The organism is Chryseobacterium sp. Tr-659 (genome assembly GCF_011752975.1).
Taxonomy (GTDB): Bacteria; Bacteroidota; Bacteroidia; order Flavobacteriales; family Weeksellaceae; genus Chryseobacterium.
Genome location: NZ_VWWP01000001.1, coordinates 413,229 through 430,979, shown reverse-complemented (window position 1 = coordinate 430,979; position 17,751 = coordinate 413,229). Strand labels below are relative to the sequence as shown.

General features: G+C 37.5%; 14 protein-coding genes and 1 tRNA gene. 9 read left to right on the top strand and 6 right to left on the bottom strand.

All coding sequences use genetic code 11. The features are described 5' to 3' along the window. The first annotated feature begins 297 nt into the window (after positions 1-297). Entirely contained in the window at positions 298-984 is a 687-nt protein-coding gene (locus F3J23_RS01825; RefSeq protein ID WP_167023209.1) for an alpha/beta fold hydrolase, read from the top strand. Position 985: 1 nt separating this feature from the next. On the opposite strand, the gene upp is transcribed toward F3J23_RS01825, so the two are convergent. Continuing rightward, positions 986-1,636, bottom strand: a complete 651-nt coding sequence (gene upp, locus F3J23_RS01820; RefSeq protein ID WP_167023206.1) for a uracil phosphoribosyltransferase — start codon at positions 1,634-1,636, stop codon at positions 986-988. Positions 1,637-1,782: 146 nt separating this feature from the next. Here upp and F3J23_RS01815 point away from each other — a divergent pair, with 146 nt between their 5' ends. Continuing rightward, complete coding sequence (locus F3J23_RS01815; RefSeq protein ID WP_167023203.1) at positions 1,783-5,703, top strand: Pls/PosA family non-ribosomal peptide synthetase; 3,921 nt, start codon at positions 1,783-1,785, stop codon at positions 5,701-5,703. A gap of 18 nt (positions 5,704-5,721) precedes the next feature. After that, on the top strand, positions 5,722-6,204 hold the full coding sequence (locus F3J23_RS01810; RefSeq protein WP_167023201.1) for a GNAT family N-acetyltransferase: 483 nt from the start codon (positions 5,722-5,724) through the stop codon (positions 6,202-6,204). Between the two features lie 110 nt (positions 6,205-6,314). Here the strand turns inward: F3J23_RS01810 and der are convergent, their stop codons facing one another. Continuing rightward, complete coding sequence (gene der / locus F3J23_RS01805) at positions 6,315-7,625, bottom strand: ribosome biogenesis GTPase Der (RefSeq protein ID WP_167023198.1); 1,311 nt, start codon at positions 7,623-7,625, stop codon at positions 6,315-6,317. 365 nt (positions 7,626-7,990) lie between these two features. Here der and F3J23_RS01800 point away from each other — a divergent pair. Then, a tRNA-Gln gene (locus F3J23_RS01800) sits at positions 7,991-8,064 on the top strand. 117 nt (positions 8,065-8,181) lie between these two features. On the opposite strand, the gene katG is transcribed toward F3J23_RS01800, so the two are convergent. Next, a complete protein-coding gene (katG, locus tag F3J23_RS01795) occupies positions 8,182-10,461 on the bottom strand; it encodes a catalase/peroxidase HPI (RefSeq protein ID WP_167023195.1) in 2,280 nt (759 codons plus the stop codon). A 457-nt stretch (positions 10,462-10,918) separates the two neighbouring features. Here katG and F3J23_RS01790 point away from each other — a divergent pair, with 457 nt between their 5' ends. Together F3J23_RS01790 and F3J23_RS01785 are read left to right on the top strand one after the other, a co-directional pair. Next, positions 10,919-11,386: a heme-binding domain-containing protein gene (locus F3J23_RS01790; RefSeq protein ID WP_167023193.1), complete on the top strand. Its 468-nt coding sequence runs from the start codon at positions 10,919-10,921 to the stop codon at positions 11,384-11,386. 4 nt (positions 11,387-11,390) lie between these two features. Continuing rightward, positions 11,391-11,801 (top strand): thiol-disulfide oxidoreductase DCC family protein, encoded by a 411-nt coding sequence (locus F3J23_RS01785; RefSeq protein ID WP_167023190.1) that lies wholly within the window; start codon positions 11,391-11,393, stop codon positions 11,799-11,801. Between the two features lie 167 nt (positions 11,802-11,968). Here the strand turns inward: F3J23_RS01785 and F3J23_RS01780 are convergent, their stop codons facing one another. Continuing rightward, positions 11,969-13,402: an alpha-amylase gene (locus F3J23_RS01780; protein ID WP_167023188.1), complete on the bottom strand. Its 1,434-nt coding sequence runs from the start codon at positions 13,400-13,402 to the stop codon at positions 11,969-11,971. A 187-nt stretch (positions 13,403-13,589) separates the two neighbouring features. Here F3J23_RS01780 and F3J23_RS01775 point away from each other — a divergent pair, with 187 nt between their 5' ends. Together F3J23_RS01775 and murA are read left to right on the top strand one after the other, a co-directional pair. Continuing rightward, positions 13,590-14,255: a DUF4290 domain-containing protein gene (locus tag F3J23_RS01775; protein WP_167023185.1), complete on the top strand. Its 666-nt coding sequence runs from the start codon at positions 13,590-13,592 to the stop codon at positions 14,253-14,255. Further along, positions 14,255-15,562 (top strand): UDP-N-acetylglucosamine 1-carboxyvinyltransferase, encoded by a 1,308-nt coding sequence (gene murA, locus F3J23_RS01770; RefSeq protein ID WP_167023183.1) that lies wholly within the window; start codon positions 14,255-14,257, stop codon positions 15,560-15,562. The genes F3J23_RS01775 and murA overlap by 1 nt, the downstream gene beginning before the upstream one ends. A 229-nt stretch (positions 15,563-15,791) precedes the next feature. Here the strand turns inward: murA and F3J23_RS01765 are convergent, their stop codons facing one another. Together F3J23_RS01765 and F3J23_RS01760 are read right to left on the bottom strand one after the other, a co-directional pair. Then, entirely contained in the window at positions 15,792-16,103 is a 312-nt protein-coding gene (locus F3J23_RS01765) for an NIL domain-containing protein (RefSeq protein ID WP_167023180.1), read from the bottom strand. 161 nt (positions 16,104-16,264) lie between these two features. After that, on the bottom strand, positions 16,265-16,924 hold the full coding sequence (locus tag F3J23_RS01760) for a YiiX/YebB-like N1pC/P60 family cysteine hydrolase (protein WP_167023177.1): 660 nt from the start codon (positions 16,922-16,924) through the stop codon (positions 16,265-16,267). Between the two features lie 99 nt (positions 16,925-17,023). Between F3J23_RS01760 and F3J23_RS01755 the strand changes: the two genes are divergently transcribed. Then, positions 17,024-17,728, top strand: coding sequence for a response regulator transcription factor (locus F3J23_RS01755; RefSeq protein WP_167023174.1), 705 nt, complete (start codon positions 17,024-17,026; stop codon positions 17,726-17,728). Positions 17,729-17,751 lie beyond the last annotated feature (23 nt).

The following is a 17,751-nucleotide window of genomic DNA, read 5'->3' as shown; positions in this document are numbered from 1 at the left end:
TTATTTAACATACCATCAAAGAATAAAAATATTCAATAACAATAAATTAAATATACAAAAAATATAATAAATAATTGAAATTATGATTAAAAATAAATCAACAAAATAATCAAAATACAAATAAAAACGAAATAAACACTTATTGCAAAAGGCAAAAGATCATATTCACTCACCATTAAATTTGAATATTGATATCCTATTCATTTTCAACAGAAAATCTTCAATCACCCATAAGAAGTTCATCTGTATTTTTATCATCCAATTCTTTTCCCTAATTTTCCGGAAAACTAAACAGCTATGTCCAATCTGATTTTACTACATGGAGCCTTAGGCCACAGTGATATTTTTAAACCTTACCTCCATACATTATCTCAACACTTTACCATCCACACCCCTTTATTTTCAGGACATGGAGATCAAAGCCTTCCCGCAGACGGCATCAGTATTGAAAAATACACTCAGGAATTATCTGATTACTGTAAAGAAAATAATTTGACAGATGTATCCATTTTCGGGCATAGTATGGGAGGTTACGTGGCGCTGTGTTATGCAATGAAAACTCCTGAAAATATCAATTCCATCATCACTTTGGGAACAAAATTTGACTGGACCGAAGAACAGGCCTTAAAAGAAAGTAAGATGCTTAATCCAGATGTAATCCTGGAAAAAGTTCCCCAATATGCCCAGCTTCTGGAATCCCAACACGGAACAAAATGGAAATTACTACTGCCTGCTATTGCTGATTTAATGATTGGTTTGGGTAAAAATCCACCGTTGGAAAACAACTGGAACTCCATTCATACTCCCGTTCAGATCATGGTTGGTGATAAGGACAACATGGTGACCACTGAAGAAAGCATACGTGTTCACAGAAACCTGCCTAATGCAAAATTGGCCGTCCTTCCGGATACAAAACATCCAATGGAAAAGGTACGACCAAGTTTATTGTTGAGTTTAATTAAAGATTACTGGAATCTTTCTTAAATTATCTCTGAAGTTTTTCTCCGTAGCTTAAATCTCCGGCATCTCCCAATCCGGGAGTGATATAACCTTTGGATGTTAAATGTTCATCAATAGCTCCTACCCAGATATGTGCATCAGGATATGCATTCTGAACGGTTTCAACACCCTGTCTTGAAGCAATTGCTGCCACAATATGAAGCTGTGTTGGGTTTCCGTTTGTTAACAAGTCTTTGATTGCTTCAATCAGGGAAGCTCCCGTTGCCAGCATCGGATCTGCTACAATCAAAGGTCTCCCTTCAATACTCGGGCAGGTAAGGTAATCCTGTTTGATCGAAAAATAATCGTTGGCATCATGTTTTCTGTAGGCAGCAACAAAACCGCAGTCTGCTCTGTCCAGATAATTCAGGATTCCTTCAAATAATGGAACTCCCGCTCTTAAAATTGTTGTAATAACCGGCTGCACAGCAATTTCCCTGCTTTTTATTGTATCCAGAGGAGTCTGGATTTCAACCTCTCTGTACTCCAAACCTTTACTGATTTCAAAAGCTGCAATTTCTCCGATTCTTTCCATATTTCTTCGGAATCTCATCCGGTCATGCTGAACTTCAACGTTTCTGAGTTCGTTAATCCATTCATTGACTAGGGAAAAGTTTTGAGATAAAATAGTAAGCATGAAAATTTTATATTTTTTTTAATTTCAGTTAATTGATATTAATTCCTGCAAAATTACAACTAAAAAACGAATTGCATGATTGGGGATGTACAGAAATAAAGTATATTTAAGAAAATATTCCCCGTACCTTATATTGTAATTTTTTAATGATGAAAAGCCTGATTTTAGGAAAGATCAGTCCGGAGTTTATCAGAGATGAAACTCTGCCTGAATTATTGGTTCCCACCTTTGAGAAATATAAAGACAAAACAGCCTTTATATTTAAAGATAAAAAAATAACCTATGCTGAATTAGACAGCTGGAGTAATACTATTGCGCGGCAACTGCAGGATCAGGGTGTACAGCCCGGCGATCGCGTAGGTGTATGGTACCCAAGAAGTCTTGAACTTCCAGTCGCCATCCTCGGAATTCTGAAGGCTGGTGCAGCCTACATCCCGTTAGATCGTGAAATGCCGGAGGACAGAATAAAAAAAGTCTTTACAGACATCAATGTCAAAACATATTTTTCTGATACGGATGCAGACATCCACTGTAAACCTATTGCAATTGCACCCCAGCCACAACATACAGTTTCTGCTCCTGAAGTAAATTACACTCCGGATAACTGGGCCTATGTATTATTCACTTCCGGCAGCACGGGAAACCCAAAAGGTATTCCTATTTCCCACCGAAATATCTGTCACCTGATCCGCTCTGAACAGGATTTTATCGGGATTAAAGATTCAGACACTGTTTATCAGGGATTTTCGGTTTCTTTTGACATGTGGTGCGAAGAAGTATGGATCAGTCTTTTCGCAGGAGCTACCTTGTGGATTGCTGATGCTACAACTGTAAAAGCAATAGACGAGCTGAGTGATGTTTTAACAAAAAACAAAATTACTGTACTTCACGCCGTCCCAAGTATTCTGGCGATTATTGATGAAGTTCCCACCATCAGGTTCATTAATACCGGTGGTGAAGCATGTACTAAACAGGTACAGGAAAAATGGGCAAAACCTTACAGAATATTTATTAACAGTTATGGGCCAACGGAAACAACAGTATCTTCCAATATGGCCATACTGAATAATGAACAGGAGCTTACCATAGGACCTCCTCTTCCGAATTATCACGTTGCCATAATTGATGAAAACATGAATATTCTTCCGCGGGGAGAACGGGGAGAAATGATTATTTCCGGGCCTGGAGTAAGCAATGGATATTTTAATCTTCCTGAGCTTACTGAGCAAAAGTTTTTACCTAATCCATTTCCTGAATTACCCGGAGACACCATTTACAAAACCGGGGATGCCGTTATCATCCGCGAGGACGGATTCATCGAATTCCAGGGAAGAATTGATGACCAGATTAAATTACGCGGCTACCGAATAGAGCTCGGCGAGATTGAAACCCGCCTTAACCAGCTTGATGATGTTTCTTCAGCAGCAGTAGCTGTAAAAGAGGATTCCAACGAGCAGGGGCAACTTGTAGGATACGTTGTAATGAGCAATGATTCTTCATTCAACGAAAATGAAATGCGCAAAGAACTTGCTAAATTTCTAGCTCCCTACATGGTCCCGATTTCGATTATACAAATGAAAGAAATGCCGAGGATGCCAAGTGGCAAAATCGACAGAAAACGTCTTCCAATCCCGGAAAACTTCACCACTCATGAGAAAAATGAGGATATCAATATTGATCCCAACGCTCCTGTAGAAGAAAAACTTCTTCAAACTTTGAAATGGGTATTTCCGGGAAAAGAAATCAACCTGACTCAGGATTTCTTTACGGATCTTGGAGGACATTCTTTATTGGCTGCTACTCTGGTTTCACACCTCCGTAAAGAAGCAGGAATTCAAACGGCATCATTAAAGGAAATTTATGAGAACCGTCCGCTTTCCGCTTATTTGGAGTGCCTTAAAAACAAGCAGAATCAGACAACAACCCACCAGGAACCTTTTCACCGGGTTTCAACATTACAGTATATTGCCTGCAATATTGCCCAGACCATCAGCTTATTGGTTGTATTTGCTTTATTAAGTATTCAGATATTTTTCCCTTATTTAAGTTATTATTATTTTCAGCTTAACGGGTATGGACTGCATTATGCATTATTAAGCGCCTTTTTACTTTATACTCTGATCCCGCCGGTATATTCTACCATCATTGTTCTGACGAAATGGCTGGTGATCGGAAAAATAAAAGAAGGTGACTATCCGCTCTGGGGCTGGTATTATTTCAGATGGTGGCTCTGGAAAACGATTAAAAGACTAATGCCTTCTGAATTTATTGTAGAAACACCTTTATATCCGAAATATTTAAAGTTACTTGGTGTAAAAGTTCATCCAAGCGCTCAACTGAGTTTATTACCCATTGCCGCTGAGGATCTTGTTACTATTGATGAAAATGTAAACACTAGTTCGGGATGCAGTATTGACAATGCTTCTGTTGAAAACGGTATTTTAAGAATAAGAAAGGTCCATATCAAAGCACATGCTTATCTGGGATCTTCCGTAATCGTATGCGGTGATACGGTGATTGAAGAATTCGGAGAGCTTCAGGATTTAAGCTGCCTTAACGAAGGAGGGAAAATCGGGTTCGGGGAAGTCTGGAATGGCAGCCCTGCGGAAAAAGTAAGAACTAAAACCGGTGAAGAAGTTACAGCTCCCAAATTGGCTTCGGCACGAAAAAGAAACAGATTTGCATTATTGTATGCATGTTCCTTATTTTTCTTTCCATTGCTTATCGTACTACCTTTAGCTCCTACCCTTTATACACTCTATTATCTGGATGACCGTTCTGCGGATTATAATTTTTACTACCTGTGGCAGGCGCCAATACTTTCCACGGTTTACATTTTATTATTTATAGGAGTAGTAAGCATACTGACCAGAATTCTGCAATACAATATGAAGCCCGGCATTTATCCGGTGTATAGTTTTATGTATTATAAAAAATGGATAAAGGATCAGATTTTTAATTTATCACTTATTATTGTACATCCTCTTTTTGCTTCTATTTATATCAGTAAATTTTACAGAATGATGGGTGCAAAAGTGGGAAAAAACTCGGAAATATCGACAGCCAGCGATGTTTCACATCATCTTTTAGAAATTGGTGAAGGATCATTTATTGCCGATGCTGTTATTCTCGGGGAGCATGATGTAAGAAACGAAAAACTAATTTTATCCAAAACCACCATCGGAAATAACAGTTTTGTAGGAAACAGCGGACTTATTCCGCAGGGATATGAATTAGGAAACAATATGCTGATCGGCGTATTGAGTAAAGCTCCGACTGAAGAACAACTGAAGAATTCCACTGAAAAAGACTGGTTCGGATCTCCACCAATCGGACTTCCATCCAGACAGAAATCTGAGGTATTCCAGGATAATCTTACATACAATCCTCCATTCCAACTTAAGCTGGCAAGAGCTATTGTAGAAGGGATCAGAATTATTCTTCCACAGACTGTGGTCATTATATGCAGTGTATTATTTATAGCCTACACAAGCACGTATCTTGAGGGAAACATTCTTTATCTCCTATTACTTTCTCCGTTTTATTACCTGGGAATTGTTGCTTTACCTTCTTTTTTCTTTACTGTACTGCTCAAGTGGACATTTGTCGGAAAATATAAGAAAACAGAAATGCCGATGTACAGTATTAAAGTATGGCTGAGCGAAGGTATCACCACTATTTATGAGGCACTTCCGGTACAGTTTTTCCTTGATTTCCTTCGCGGAACATTCTGGCTTCCGTTTTTTATGAGATTTCTAGGTGTTAAAATCGGGAAAAAAGTATGGCTTAACACCACCGATATTACAGAATTTGATATGGTTTCAATTGGAGATGAAACGATGCTGAATGAAGACTGCGGCCCTCAAACCCATCTTTTTGAAGACCGAATTATGAAAATCGGGAGTGTAAAAATAGGAAAGCAGACGACCATCAATTCAAGAACCATCATTTTATATGATAGTGAAATTGGCAGCAATGTTAATATTGATCCGCTTTCGCTGGTTATGAAAGGAGAAGTTCTTTCAGACAACACATCATGGTATGGAAGTCCGTTGAGAGGAAAATGATAAAACAAAAAGATTATTATGAATTATTCCATCAGAAAAATAAAAATAACTGAACATCTCCCTATTGTAGATGAGCTTGTAGGTGAGCTTCATGTTTCGGAAAAAGAAATGAATGATAAAACCGCCGAGTGGAGCCAGATAAAAGAAAATTATCTTCGTTTTATGTCAGAGTGTGAAGAAGAAAATGACGGGCGTTTTCTTATTGCTGAAATTGACGGAAAAGCCATAGGTTTTTTATTCGGATACATTGATGAAAAGGATGACAGTAATTTTGAACTTGGAGATGAAGATGACCTCTACGTTTCTGAAGGATATGTTAAAAAGGAATACAGAAAACATGGCATTTATACAGCTTTAAACAAAGCATTTGAAGAATCTTATGCAGATTATAAGATACGGAAGATCTACCGTTATACGCTTTGTAATAATGATATTATGCAGCGCTGGTTAGCTTCACAGGGATACCAGCCTGTGCGACTTGTTTACGAGAAGTGGATGTAGTTAAATTATCTATGCAAGAATTTTTGACAGTATTGAATATCGATACTGATAGCATTTAAATTAAAAATCCGGAAAGCAAGCTTTCCGGATTTTCTTTGAACACTGTTCTTCTATTTTTGTCTGAAATATACTTCGATCGGAACTCCGGTAAACCCGAATTCTTTTCTCAGCTGGTTTTCAGTAAATCTCTTATATGGCTCCTTCACGTATTGCGGCAGGTTGCAGAAAAATACAAACTGTGGTGATGGTGTAGGAAGCTGAACACAATACTTGATCTTGATATATTTCCCTTTCAACGCAGGCGGTGGTGTATTTTCAAAGATCGGAAGCATTACTTCATTCAGTTTTGAAGTTTTAATCTTCTTTTTACGATCTTCATAAACCTCCATTGCTACTTCTACAGCTTTTAAGATTCTCTGTTTCGTTAATGCGGAAACAAATAAGATTGGAATATCCTGAAACTGACCAATTTTATCTTTAATGGATTTTTCGAAATCACGCATTGTGTTGGTCTGCTTATCTTCAATCAAATCCCACTTGTTGACAAGAATTACAATTCCTTTTCTGTTTTTCTGTGCCAGTCCGAAAATATTCATATCCTGAGATTCCCAACCTTGTGTAGCATCTACCATGATGATCACAACATCAGAATACTCAATAGAACGGATAGACCTCATTACGGAATAAAATTCAAGGTCTTCATTTACCTTAGATTTTCTTCTCATCCCGGCGGTATCTACCAATACAAATTCATGTCCGAATTTGTTATATAATGTCTGAATACTGTCTCTTGTAGTTCCAGCAATATCAGTTACAATATTTCTTTCAACATCCAACAGAGCATTCGTCATTGTAGACTTTCCTACATTCGGACGGCCTGCAATAGTGATCTTAGGCAGCCCTTCAAATGGATCTTTATATTCTGTAGTAGGGAAATCTTTCACGATATCATCTAACAGATCACCGGTTCCGGAACCTGTTGCAGAAGAAAGAGTGTAGTATTTTTCAATTCCTAACTGATAGAACTCCGTTGCAGGAAGCTCTTCTTTTGCAGAATCTACTTTATTGACAACGATGTAAATTGGTTTATTGGATCTTCTTAGTAATCTGTAAATTTCGTAGTCTGTATCGGTAAGTCCTTCTTCTACGTTCATCATAAAGATGATAGAAGTAGCCTCATCTACTGCTAATTGTACCTGTTTACGGATTTCTTCTTCAAAGATATCATCTGTACCTACATCATATCCTCCGGTATCAATTACCGTAAAGTCTACCCCGTTCCAGTCAGATTTTCCGTAATGACGGTCTCTGGTAACACCAGCTGTAGAATCTACAATAGCTTCTCTTCTTTCTAATAAACGATTAAAAAGCGTGGATTTTCCTACGTTGGGACGTCCAACGATTGCGACAATATTTGACATAAAAAATGTTTAATAATCCTTTGCTATGCTCAGGAAATGTTATTAATGGGTTACTCCAACTTTTGGAGCCCAATTTTTTTGCAAAGATAAGGTTTTATTATTTAACAGATGAAAGCTGGGAGAAGGAGACGGTATGTTATTATCCATCGGATAAATTAACGTAAACCTTACTTTTCAAATTGAACAGATAATATCCACAAATCTACTGTTTATGGGTAGAAGCAGATTTTTTTTTAAATTTTTATTGAAAAATAATTATTTGGATATCAATAAGTAAAGCCGTTCACCATCCTATTATGTTAACTAATCTTTAATTTATATTTTCATATTTAAAATAAATTCTATAATTTCGCAGCATCAAAAACAGACTCATGGTGTAGCGGTAACACTACTGATTTTGGTTCAGTCATCTGGGGTTCGAATCCCTGTGAGTCTACCAACCATCCTTTTTTAAGGGTGGTTTTTTTTATCCCATCACATAAAGTCGACTTATTTTAGGACAAGGCATAAAAAAAGGCAGCCATAAATGCTGCCTTCTCTATTTTCATTTTATTTATTAATTCAGATCAAACCTATCCAGGTTCATCACTTTCGTCCACGCTGCGACAAAATCATTTACAAATTTTCCTTGTGCATCGGCGCTTCCATATACCTCAGCAATTGCTCTCAATTCAGAATTAGATCCGAAAACAAGATCAGCACGTGTCGCGGTCCATTTTGGCTGACCTGTTGAACGGTCTGTTCCCATATATAATTCTCTGTCATCCGACATTGCTTTCCACTGTGTTCCCATATCCAGAAGATTCACAAAGAAATCATTGGTAAGTGCTCCCGGGCGACTGGTGAATACACCATGTTTTGAACCGTCAAAGTTAGTATCCAAAGCACGCATTCCTCCTATCAGTACGGTTAATTCAGGGGCTGTAAGTGTTAACAACTGAGCTTTGTCAATCAATAAAGATTCAGTAGACACTGTAAATCTTCTTTTCAGATAGTTACGGAATCCATCTGCAATGGGTTCAAGGTATCCCATAGATTCTACATCGGTCTGTTCCTGAGAAGCATCCATTCTTCCTGGGGCAAAAGAAATCTTCACCTCATGTCCTGCATTTTTTGCAGCAGCTTCCACTGCGGCATTTCCTGCTAAAACAATAAGATCGGCTAATGATATTTTTTTACCTCCATTTTGAGAGCTATTGAACTCCTGTTGAATTCCTTCCAGCACATTCAATACCTTTTGTAACTGCCCAGGATTATTCACTTCCCAGTTTTTCTGAGGCTCCAGTCTTATTCTGGCTCCGTTGGCTCCTCCACGTTTATCACTTCCTCTGAACGTAGAAGCAGAAGCCCATGCTGTAGATATCAGTTCAGAATTGCTCAATCCTGAATGTAAAATTTTTGATTTCAACGTTTCCACATCATTGTTATCAACCAGTTCGTGATTTACTTCAGGGATAGGATCTTGCCAGATCAGTTCTTCCTGTGGCACGTCTGGTCCTAAATAACGGACGCGCGGTCCCATATCTCTGTGTGTTAATTTAAACCATGCTCTTGCGAATGCATCAGCAAACGCATCAGGGTTTTCATAAAAATGTCTTGAAATTTTTTCGTAGACAGGATCCAGTCTCAATGAAAGATCTGTGGTAAGCATTGTTGGTTTATGCTTTTTAGAAGAATCAAATGCGTCAGGAATAATATCTGCTCCATCCTTTGCTACCCATTGGTGAGCTCCGGCAGGGCTTTTTGTCAATTCCCATTCATTTTCAAAAAGATTTTTAAAGAAGTAATTACTCCATTGCGTAGGGGTTTCCGTCCAGGTTACTTCCAGACCACTGGAAATAGCATCTCTTCCGCTTCCTGATTTATATGTACTTGCCCATCCAAGTCCCTGTTGTTCAATTCCGGCTCCTTCAGGTTCTTTACCTACATGGTCTGCCGGACCTGCTCCGTGTGTTTTACCGAAAGTATGTCCTCCGGCGATCAAAGCAACCGTTTCTTCATCATTCATCGCCATACGCCCGAAAGTATCACGAATATCTTTAGCGGCAGCAATCGGATCAGGATTTCCGTCCGGACCTTCAGGATTCACATAAATTAATCCCATCTGTACCGCTGCCAATGGATTCTCAAGATTTCTGGAATGAATATCACCATCTGCCTTATCATCTGTAGGAAGAACTGCTGAATGTCCTTCTACAACACCTTCTGAACCGTGAGCATAGCGCAAATCACCTCCGAGCCATGTTTTTTCAGATCCCCAATATACATCAGAATCCGGTTCCCAAACATCGGCACGCCCTCCGGCAAATCCAAATGTTTTAAAGCCCATGGATTCAAGCGCTATGTTTCCTGTAAGGATCAAAAGGTCTGCCCAGGATATATTTCTACCATATTTTTGCTTGATTGGCCATAATAGCCTTCTGGCTTTATCAAGACTTACGTTATCCGGCCAGCTGTTCAGTGGTGCAAAACGCTGCTGCCCGGCTCCGGCTCCTCCTCTTCCGTCTCCTACACGATAAGTTCCGGCGCTGTGCCAGGCCATACGGATAAACAAAGGTCCATAATGCCCGAAATCTGCCGGCCACCAATCCTGAGAATCAGTCATTAATGCATGAAGGTCGTTTTTTACAGCCTCCAGATCAAGGCTTTCAAATGCTTTGGCATAATCAAAATCCTTATCCATAGGATCAGAAAGGGAAGAATGCTGGCGCAGAAGATCTACTCTGAGCTGATCCGGCCACCAATCAGAATTCTGGGTTCCTCCACCTGCTACACTCTTCTTCATTGTTCCGTTATGAAACGGGCATTTACTGATGTCATTCAAATCTTTTTCCATTGTCGTTTATTTTATTATTGATTAATACAGTTCTAAATTCTTTATTGTAAGAATATGACAAACCTACAACGTTTATTCAATAAATACAATCTATTAATTTTTATTTCAACGATAGTTAAAAACTATAAATAAATATTTCGGACAGTTTGTAAGCTAGGACATAATTGTGGTATTAAGTTAGTCATTTTTCATCTTAAATAAATTAAAAACAATGACATATACCTCAATTTAGAATAACTCAACGTAAGAGTTTAAGGGGAAAGAAAGCTGGATACTGGATGCCGGAAGTTTTATGATCCCTGAAAAATATCTGATTAGTATGAATAAAAACTAAAAAAATATTATTTTCAGAACTTCTGAAAAATACTTCCAGCATCCTTCACCCAGCTTCCGGCTTTATCTCACTAAAAATAAATTAACTACCTTTATATTTCATCAAACATGAATATTCAATCTTATGAAAAAAATAATTGTTGTCATTCTTGTAGCATTCGTCATCATTCAGTTTTTTCCGATTGATAAAACGAACCCGCCTCCCACTCCGGGTATGGACTTTCTGAAGATTAAAAATACTCCGGAAAAAATAAGCCGTATCATCAGAACATCCTGTTATGACTGCCACTCCAATGAAACGACTTATCCCTGGTATGCCAATATTTCTCCGGCTTCTTGGTTTGTAAAAAATCATATTAATGAAGGAAGAAAACACTTGAATTTTTCTACCTTTGCAGTATATGAACCTCAAAGACAGATTCATAAGCTGAAAGAAAGTATTGAAATGGTTGAAAAACAGGAAATGCCCTTAGAATCTTATTACCTGGGGCATCAGGATGCAAAACTATCTGATGAACAGCGTGCAGAACTTGTTCAATACTTCAAAAAGATAAAAGAAGACACGGAAAGAGGGATCATGTTTAATAAATAAAGTTGTGGAAAGCTGGAAAAATAAACATATTGTATTTTTTGACGGGGATTGCGGAGTCTGCAATTTCTGGGTACAATGGATTCTGGAAAGGGATAAAAAAGACAAATTCATGTTTGCTTCCCTTCAGTCAGACTTCGGACAGCAGTTTTTATCTGAAAGAGGACTGGAAACAAAAGAATTCAATACGATGTACCTTTGGAAACCCGGACGGTATTATCAGATCAAATCAAGGGCTGTGCTGGAAATTGCCAACTTATTAGGTGGATTTTATAAAATTTCCGTTGTTGGAAAAATTCTGCCCAAATTTCTAAGTGATAAAATTTACGATACTATTTCCAGAAACAGAATGAAACTGGCCAATCAGAAATGCTATTTACCGGACCAGCATCAGAAGAAAAAATTTATTCAGGTGTAATTTTTTTTTAAAACAGATTCATATAAAATATCATTCCGTAAGAATTCCTTGCAACATGATATTGAATCATAGGTTGTACAGAATTCCTACGGAACGATAAACTGAGTATACAAATAAGGCAAGCTGAAATGAGTACTAAAGACTAATTTTCATGCAGGCATTATTATTTATAAATTAAGCGACCACACAGAATAAGAATTCGGAGGACACTGGATCTTCACCCATTTGTCTCCCTGTGTTGTAGGATACCAGGTTGAATTACCCGTAAAATCTTTGATCTGCTGACTGCTCCAGTTGGTTTCTACCCATCTTTCCTGCCAGTTTGATGAAGTGTTGATATAAACAACCAGCCCGGGATTTCCATTGTAACCATTACGTCTTGCAATATATTCGTCATTATCGGTATATAAAATAGAAGTGTTTCCAGTCGCTTTATTATTATGGATCCATATCAGATTGTTCAGTCTTTCTTTATTCAGCCATTCTTCATAATCTCTGTAAAAAATGGTAGGATATCCTTCATGTGTTAAAATGTAAGCATATGCGGGCATTTTGTTATAGATGATATCCGTATCATGATTAGCTACAAAAGTAACGGCTTTGTACGGATTCCTTTTCCACATCATATCATCATTCAAAGCATTCAGATTTCCGTTATCGAAAGCTTCATCCATTTTATAGTATGCAGCAAAATCAAATACGGAACTGTTGGCATTATTCGCCCACGATTCCAGTGTATTTACATTAGAATCCCATAATTCACCAACGGAAAATCCTCCTACTTTAGAATTCCATGTATTGACAACCCATGGCCCGAAACCTTTAACATAATCAAATCTCCAGCCGTCAAATTTCATCACATTCTTATAGTATTTTGCTACAGAATCGTCTCTTCCCCAAAGCCAGTCCTGTACATAAGGATTAGCGTGGCAAAGATCCGGAAATCCGCCAAAAGCACCTTCATCATTATTTCCATATGCATTTTTATAAAAATCATTGTAACTTCTCTTAAATTTACCGGAAGCTATACCTGAAAAATTAGTCCATGTATTTGTACCTGTGTAAGGATTAGCTTCAGACTGTCCGCCACTATTGTGATTAATTACAATATCTGCATATACCTGCATGTTTTCAGCATGAGCTTTTGTTATTAATGCTTCCAGCTCTGCTCTTGATCCGAAACGGGTTTCTACGCTTCCGTTCTGGTTGAAATCTCCAAAATCATAATAATCTGTAGGATCATACCCCATGGAATAGGCTCCGTTCTGTGCCTTTGAAGCCGGTGGAAGCCATATGGCACCAATTCCTGCGTTTGACCAGTCGGTTACTTTACCTTTTACTGTATTCCACCAGTTCCCACCATCGGGGACATCCCAGTAAAAGCCCTGCATGAGGACTCCACCTCCAGGACCGGCAACAAATTTTCCTTGTGCAGATCCGCTTCCTGTACTGAAAGGCCGGCCGTCATGTTGGGTAACATTTACAGTTTTGTTATGTACTTCTTCCTTTTTGGAAGGTTCCATATTTAATTCATCATTATTCTGACATGAATTAGCTGCAGCTAAAGCCAGTAAAGAAAGGAAAAAATATGTTTTTTTCATCGTAATAATTAATTATCAATCTAATAACCAAGTTACAATTTTATTAAAAACAAATTCAATTTAACGGGAAATATTTTAATTTTCAACAATAAATCATTAGGAAACTGATTTGAAATTTTCATTAAAAAATCATAAATTTTTAATATTCTCGAAACAATTTTTCTTTTAATCCATATATTTGCATACTATGGAATACAATACCCAAAAAACTCAGCTTCATATGCCGGAATACGGCAGAATTATACAACAGTTGGTTGAGCGCTGCAAAGAACTTCCTACCAAAGAGGAAAGGAATGAAATGGCTATGGCAATCATCGATTTTATGGGTCAGAGAAACCCACAACTTCGCGACGAAGAAAATTATAAACATAAACTTTGGGATCATCTTTTTATTCTGGCAAATTACGATCTGGATGTAGAATCTCCTTATCCGTTTCCAACCAGAGAACAATTGGCAGAAAAGCCTAAAAAGATGGAATACCCTAAACTGCAAGGTGATTTTAAATTTTACGGAAAAAGTATTCTTCAATTAATAGAAAAAGCAATTGAACTGCAAACAGGCGACGAAAAGGAAGCTCTTATTGAAGTAATTGCCAATAATATGAAGAAGTCTTATAATGTTTATAATAAAGAACATGTGACGGATGATGTAATTTTCCGACACCTGAAAGAACTGTCTGAAAACAGGTTAGACCTTACCGGAATTGATTCTCTTGAAAAAAGTAAAATCTATTACAGTAATAATAATAACCGAAACAATAACAGTAACAATAATAGAAATAACAACAGCAATAATAATAAAAACCAGCCCAACAAAAGAAGGCATAATAACAATCATAAAAACAGGAAATAATGAGTGGAACATTTCAAATAAGAGGAGGAAAAAGACTGCAGGGTGAAATAACTCCACAAGGAGCCAAAAATGAGGCTCTACAGATTTTATGTGCTGTTCTTCTGACTGATGAAGAGGTAAGAATCAAAAATATCCCGGATATTCATGATGTAAACAGACTGATTGAAATTTTGGGAGATTTTGGTGTAAAAGTTACTAAAAACGGACAGGGAGACTATACCTTCAAGGCAGATCAGGTCAATTTCGATTATATAAAATCCAACGAATTCAAAAAAGACGGAGCGAAATTACGCGGATCTATTATGCTGATGGGGCCAATGCTTGCCCGTTACGGAGAAGCTTATATGCCGACTCCGGGTGGAGACAAGATCGGAAGAAGACGATTGGATACCCACTTCCAGGGATTGGTTGAACTTGGTGCTGAATTCAACTATGATGAAGAAGAATATTTTTATTCTTTAAAGGCTAAGGAATTAAGAGGAAAATTCATTCTGCTGGAAGAAGCTTCCGTAACAGGAACTGCCAATATCGTAATGGCAGCTGCATTAGCCAAAGGAAAAACAAGAATCTACAACGCTGCATGTGAGCCTTATCTTCAGCAATTGTGTAAAATGCTGAATAGAATGGGTGCCAATATCTCAGGAATCGGATCTAACCTTCTTACCATTGAAGGAGTTGATTACCTGAGAGGAACTGAGCACACCATGCTTCCTGATATGGTAGAGATCGGATCATGGATAGGCCTTGCCGCTATGACAAAATCTGAAATTACCATCAAAAATGTGAACTGGAATCAGTTAGGCGTTATCCCGAACACTTTCAGAAAACTGGGAATTCAGCTTGAACAAAGTGGTGATGATATTTATATTCCGGCTCAGGAACATTATAAAATTCAGAAATTTATTGACGGATCCATCCTTACGATTTCGGATGCTCCATGGCCCGGATTTACCCCGGACCTGTTATCAATTATTCTTGTGGTTGCCACTCAGGCAAAAGGAAGTATTCTGGTTCATCAGAAGATGTTTGAATCCAGATTATTCTTTGTAGACAAATTAATTGATATGGGTGCGCAGATCATTCTTTGTGATCCACACAGAGCAACGGTAATCGGATTGAACCAGGAAACTCCGTTAAGAGGAACTACCATGGTTTCTCCGGATATCAGAGCCGGAAATGCACTTCTTATTGCTGCACTGTCTGCTGAAGGAAAATCTATTATCCACAACATCGAACAGATTGACAGAGGATATGAGAATATTGACGGAAGATTGAAAGCTATTGGTGCTGATATCGAAAGAATTTAAAATTATTTTATTTAATATGAAAACGTTCAGAGTAGTCTGAACGTTTTTTTTAACCACCCTCATCAAAAATTCTTTGAATTTCCGCTACCCTCCATGAGGAGGACAATCATCACACATCGAATAATGTACGCCATTTAAAAGGATAGTTTTTTTTACATCAATTTAGATAAAACAAAAAAGCGCCTGATAAAAAACAGACACTTCGGGTAATTAAAACTATATGAACCTTTTAAGAGTATTTTCTGCAGATATATTCCACGGTTGTACTCAAAAGTTTATTTTTATTCAGATAGACCTCAAGCTGCTGATAGTCTTCTGAATTCACATTAATATACAATTGCACCGAACCAAAGCTGTATCCGTTTACATATTCCACATTAGCAGACAACACCCTGTGACAGATGCCCAATTGATTATAGATGGTATTCATCAAATGTTCAAATTTCATTTTCCCATTTAATTCTATCTCTAATAACAATTCTTTTTTAGGCAGGTTTATTTTATTTTGCAAAACCTGCAGGCTCGGATTAGGTGTAATCATCGCTAAACATTTTTTGGTTAAACACTCTCAGATCATTTTACTCTCAGCATTAAATCTGTGACAAAAATATAAAAAAATATTAGTCTACCAAATTAGTGGACTAATATTTTTTAAAATTTAACATATAAAAAAAGAAGCTGTGTAGCTTCTTTTTCTATTTTTTAGAGTTCCTTTATTCTTTCCAGTTTATCCGAACCTGCTAATCCATTAGGGTTACAACCAGGTTCACCTTCGGGTACTTTAAGATTTTTATTGTTATAAAACTCTTCCCAAAATGCATTTATTTTACCGGTCTTTGGATCAATAAACGTCATAGGTTCCAACGTAAAGATATGGTTTTCTCTGAAAGACCTTTCCACAAAGTCTGAACAGTAATAGGAATTTTCATCCAGAATATAATTGAAGTTGTAAGGTTTCCCAAGCATTGAATTTGCTTTTTTAACGGCAGCCGGAATAAATTTCCGATATTCAGGTTTCAGCCTGTAAACTATAATCTTTTGCCCATCTTCTTCCTGCTCTCTGACAAATTCTTTGAAATCCTGTTTCTGGGAACCTCCTTTTGGAGCGGCATGCAGAACATAAATTTTATTTCCGTCTTTCTCTAAAATTCCGATATGATCAAAAGAGGCCTTTTTCTGTTTTTGGGTAACATTATTAATGGCTCCGGAAAGACCGGTCTGTTTCGCCGTTACAAAAAGTAAATCACCATTATGAAGCTGTACTGTTTTTTGAGAAGAATTACACTGTACCAACAGTATTAATAAAACAAAAAGCCCTGTAACAGCTGCTATTTTTTTTAAAAATATTTTAAGTTCTGACATTCAATTAAGATTTCAGGTTCAAAATTACAAAATAGAATTCATTACATTTGTAGAGACATTGAGCTATTCTTCATACCAACCAAACATCCTAACATTTCTATGCCACATATTTTATTAGTTGAGGACGATGACAGGCTTTCTAAGCTTATAGCCAAAGGACTCCAGGAATCTGAATTTGATGTGACAACGGCTTATGACGGAGCAACAGGGTTGAAACTGGCTCTGCAGTCCAATTTTGATCTCGTAGTGACAGACATTGTCTTACCAAAGAAAAGTGGTCTCGAATTTTGCAATGAGATAAAAATATTAAAACCGAATCTTCCGGTTGTTATGCTTACAGCACTTGGGACTACAGATGATAAACTGGAAGGATTTGATGCCGGAGCGGATGATTATATGACCAAACCTTTTGAAATGCGTGAACTTACGGCAAGGATAAAAGTTCTTCTGAAGCGTTTTTCACAGCAGAGACAGCAAAAAGTTTTTGTTCTTAAATATGAAGGTATTGAAATGAATCTTGAGCAAAAAACAGTCAGCCGGGACCATATTCCTATTAAATTAACCCCAAAAGAGTTCAACCTGCTTAAATTTATGCTGGAAAACTCCGAAAAAGTTCTCTCACGAAGTGAAATTGCTGAAAAAGTATGGGAAACTCATTTTGATACGGGAACCAACTTTATTGATGTCTATATCAATTATCTCCGTAAGAAAATTGATAAGGATTTTGATACCAAGCTTATTCATACTAAGGCAGGTATGGGTTTCATTCTGAAGAAGGATTATGAAGCCGGTATAACGCAATAGCCAGCGAAGTGAACTAAAAACAG

Excerpts from the sequence above, each read along its gene's own strand:
- F3J23_RS01825 (WP_167023209.1), top strand. The coding sequence starts at position 298 with ATGTCCAATCTGATTTTACTACATGGAGCCTTAGGCCACAGTGATATT.
- upp (WP_167023206.1), bottom strand. The coding sequence starts at position 1,636 with ATGCTTACTATTTTATCTCAAAACTTTTCCCTAGTCAATGAATGGATT.
- F3J23_RS01815 (WP_167023203.1), top strand. The coding sequence starts at position 1,783 with ATGATGAAAAGCCTGATTTTAGGAAAGATCAGTCCGGAGTTTATCAGA.
- F3J23_RS01810 (WP_167023201.1), top strand. The coding sequence starts at position 5,722 with ATGAATTATTCCATCAGAAAAATAAAAATAACTGAACATCTCCCTATT.
- der (WP_167023198.1), bottom strand. The coding sequence starts at position 7,625 with ATGTCAAATATTGTCGCAATCGTTGGACGTCCCAACGTAGGAAAATCC.
- katG (WP_167023195.1), bottom strand. The coding sequence starts at position 10,461 with ATGGAAAAAGATTTGAATGACATCAGTAAATGCCCGTTTCATAACGGA.
- F3J23_RS01790 (WP_167023193.1), top strand. The coding sequence starts at position 10,919 with ATGAAAAAAATAATTGTTGTCATTCTTGTAGCATTCGTCATCATTCAG.
- F3J23_RS01780 (WP_167023188.1), bottom strand. The coding sequence starts at position 13,402 with ATGAAAAAAACATATTTTTTCCTTTCTTTACTGGCTTTAGCTGCAGCT.
- F3J23_RS01775 (WP_167023185.1), top strand. The coding sequence starts at position 13,590 with ATGGAATACAATACCCAAAAAACTCAGCTTCATATGCCGGAATACGGC.
- murA (WP_167023183.1), top strand. The coding sequence starts at position 14,255 with ATGAGTGGAACATTTCAAATAAGAGGAGGAAAAAGACTGCAGGGTGAA.
- F3J23_RS01765 (WP_167023180.1), bottom strand. The coding sequence starts at position 16,103 with ATGATTACACCTAATCCGAGCCTGCAGGTTTTGCAAAATAAAATAAAC.
- F3J23_RS01760 (WP_167023177.1), bottom strand. The coding sequence starts at position 16,924 with ATGTCAGAACTTAAAATATTTTTAAAAAAAATAGCAGCTGTTACAGGG.
- F3J23_RS01755 (WP_167023174.1), top strand. The coding sequence starts at position 17,024 with ATGCCACATATTTTATTAGTTGAGGACGATGACAGGCTTTCTAAGCTT.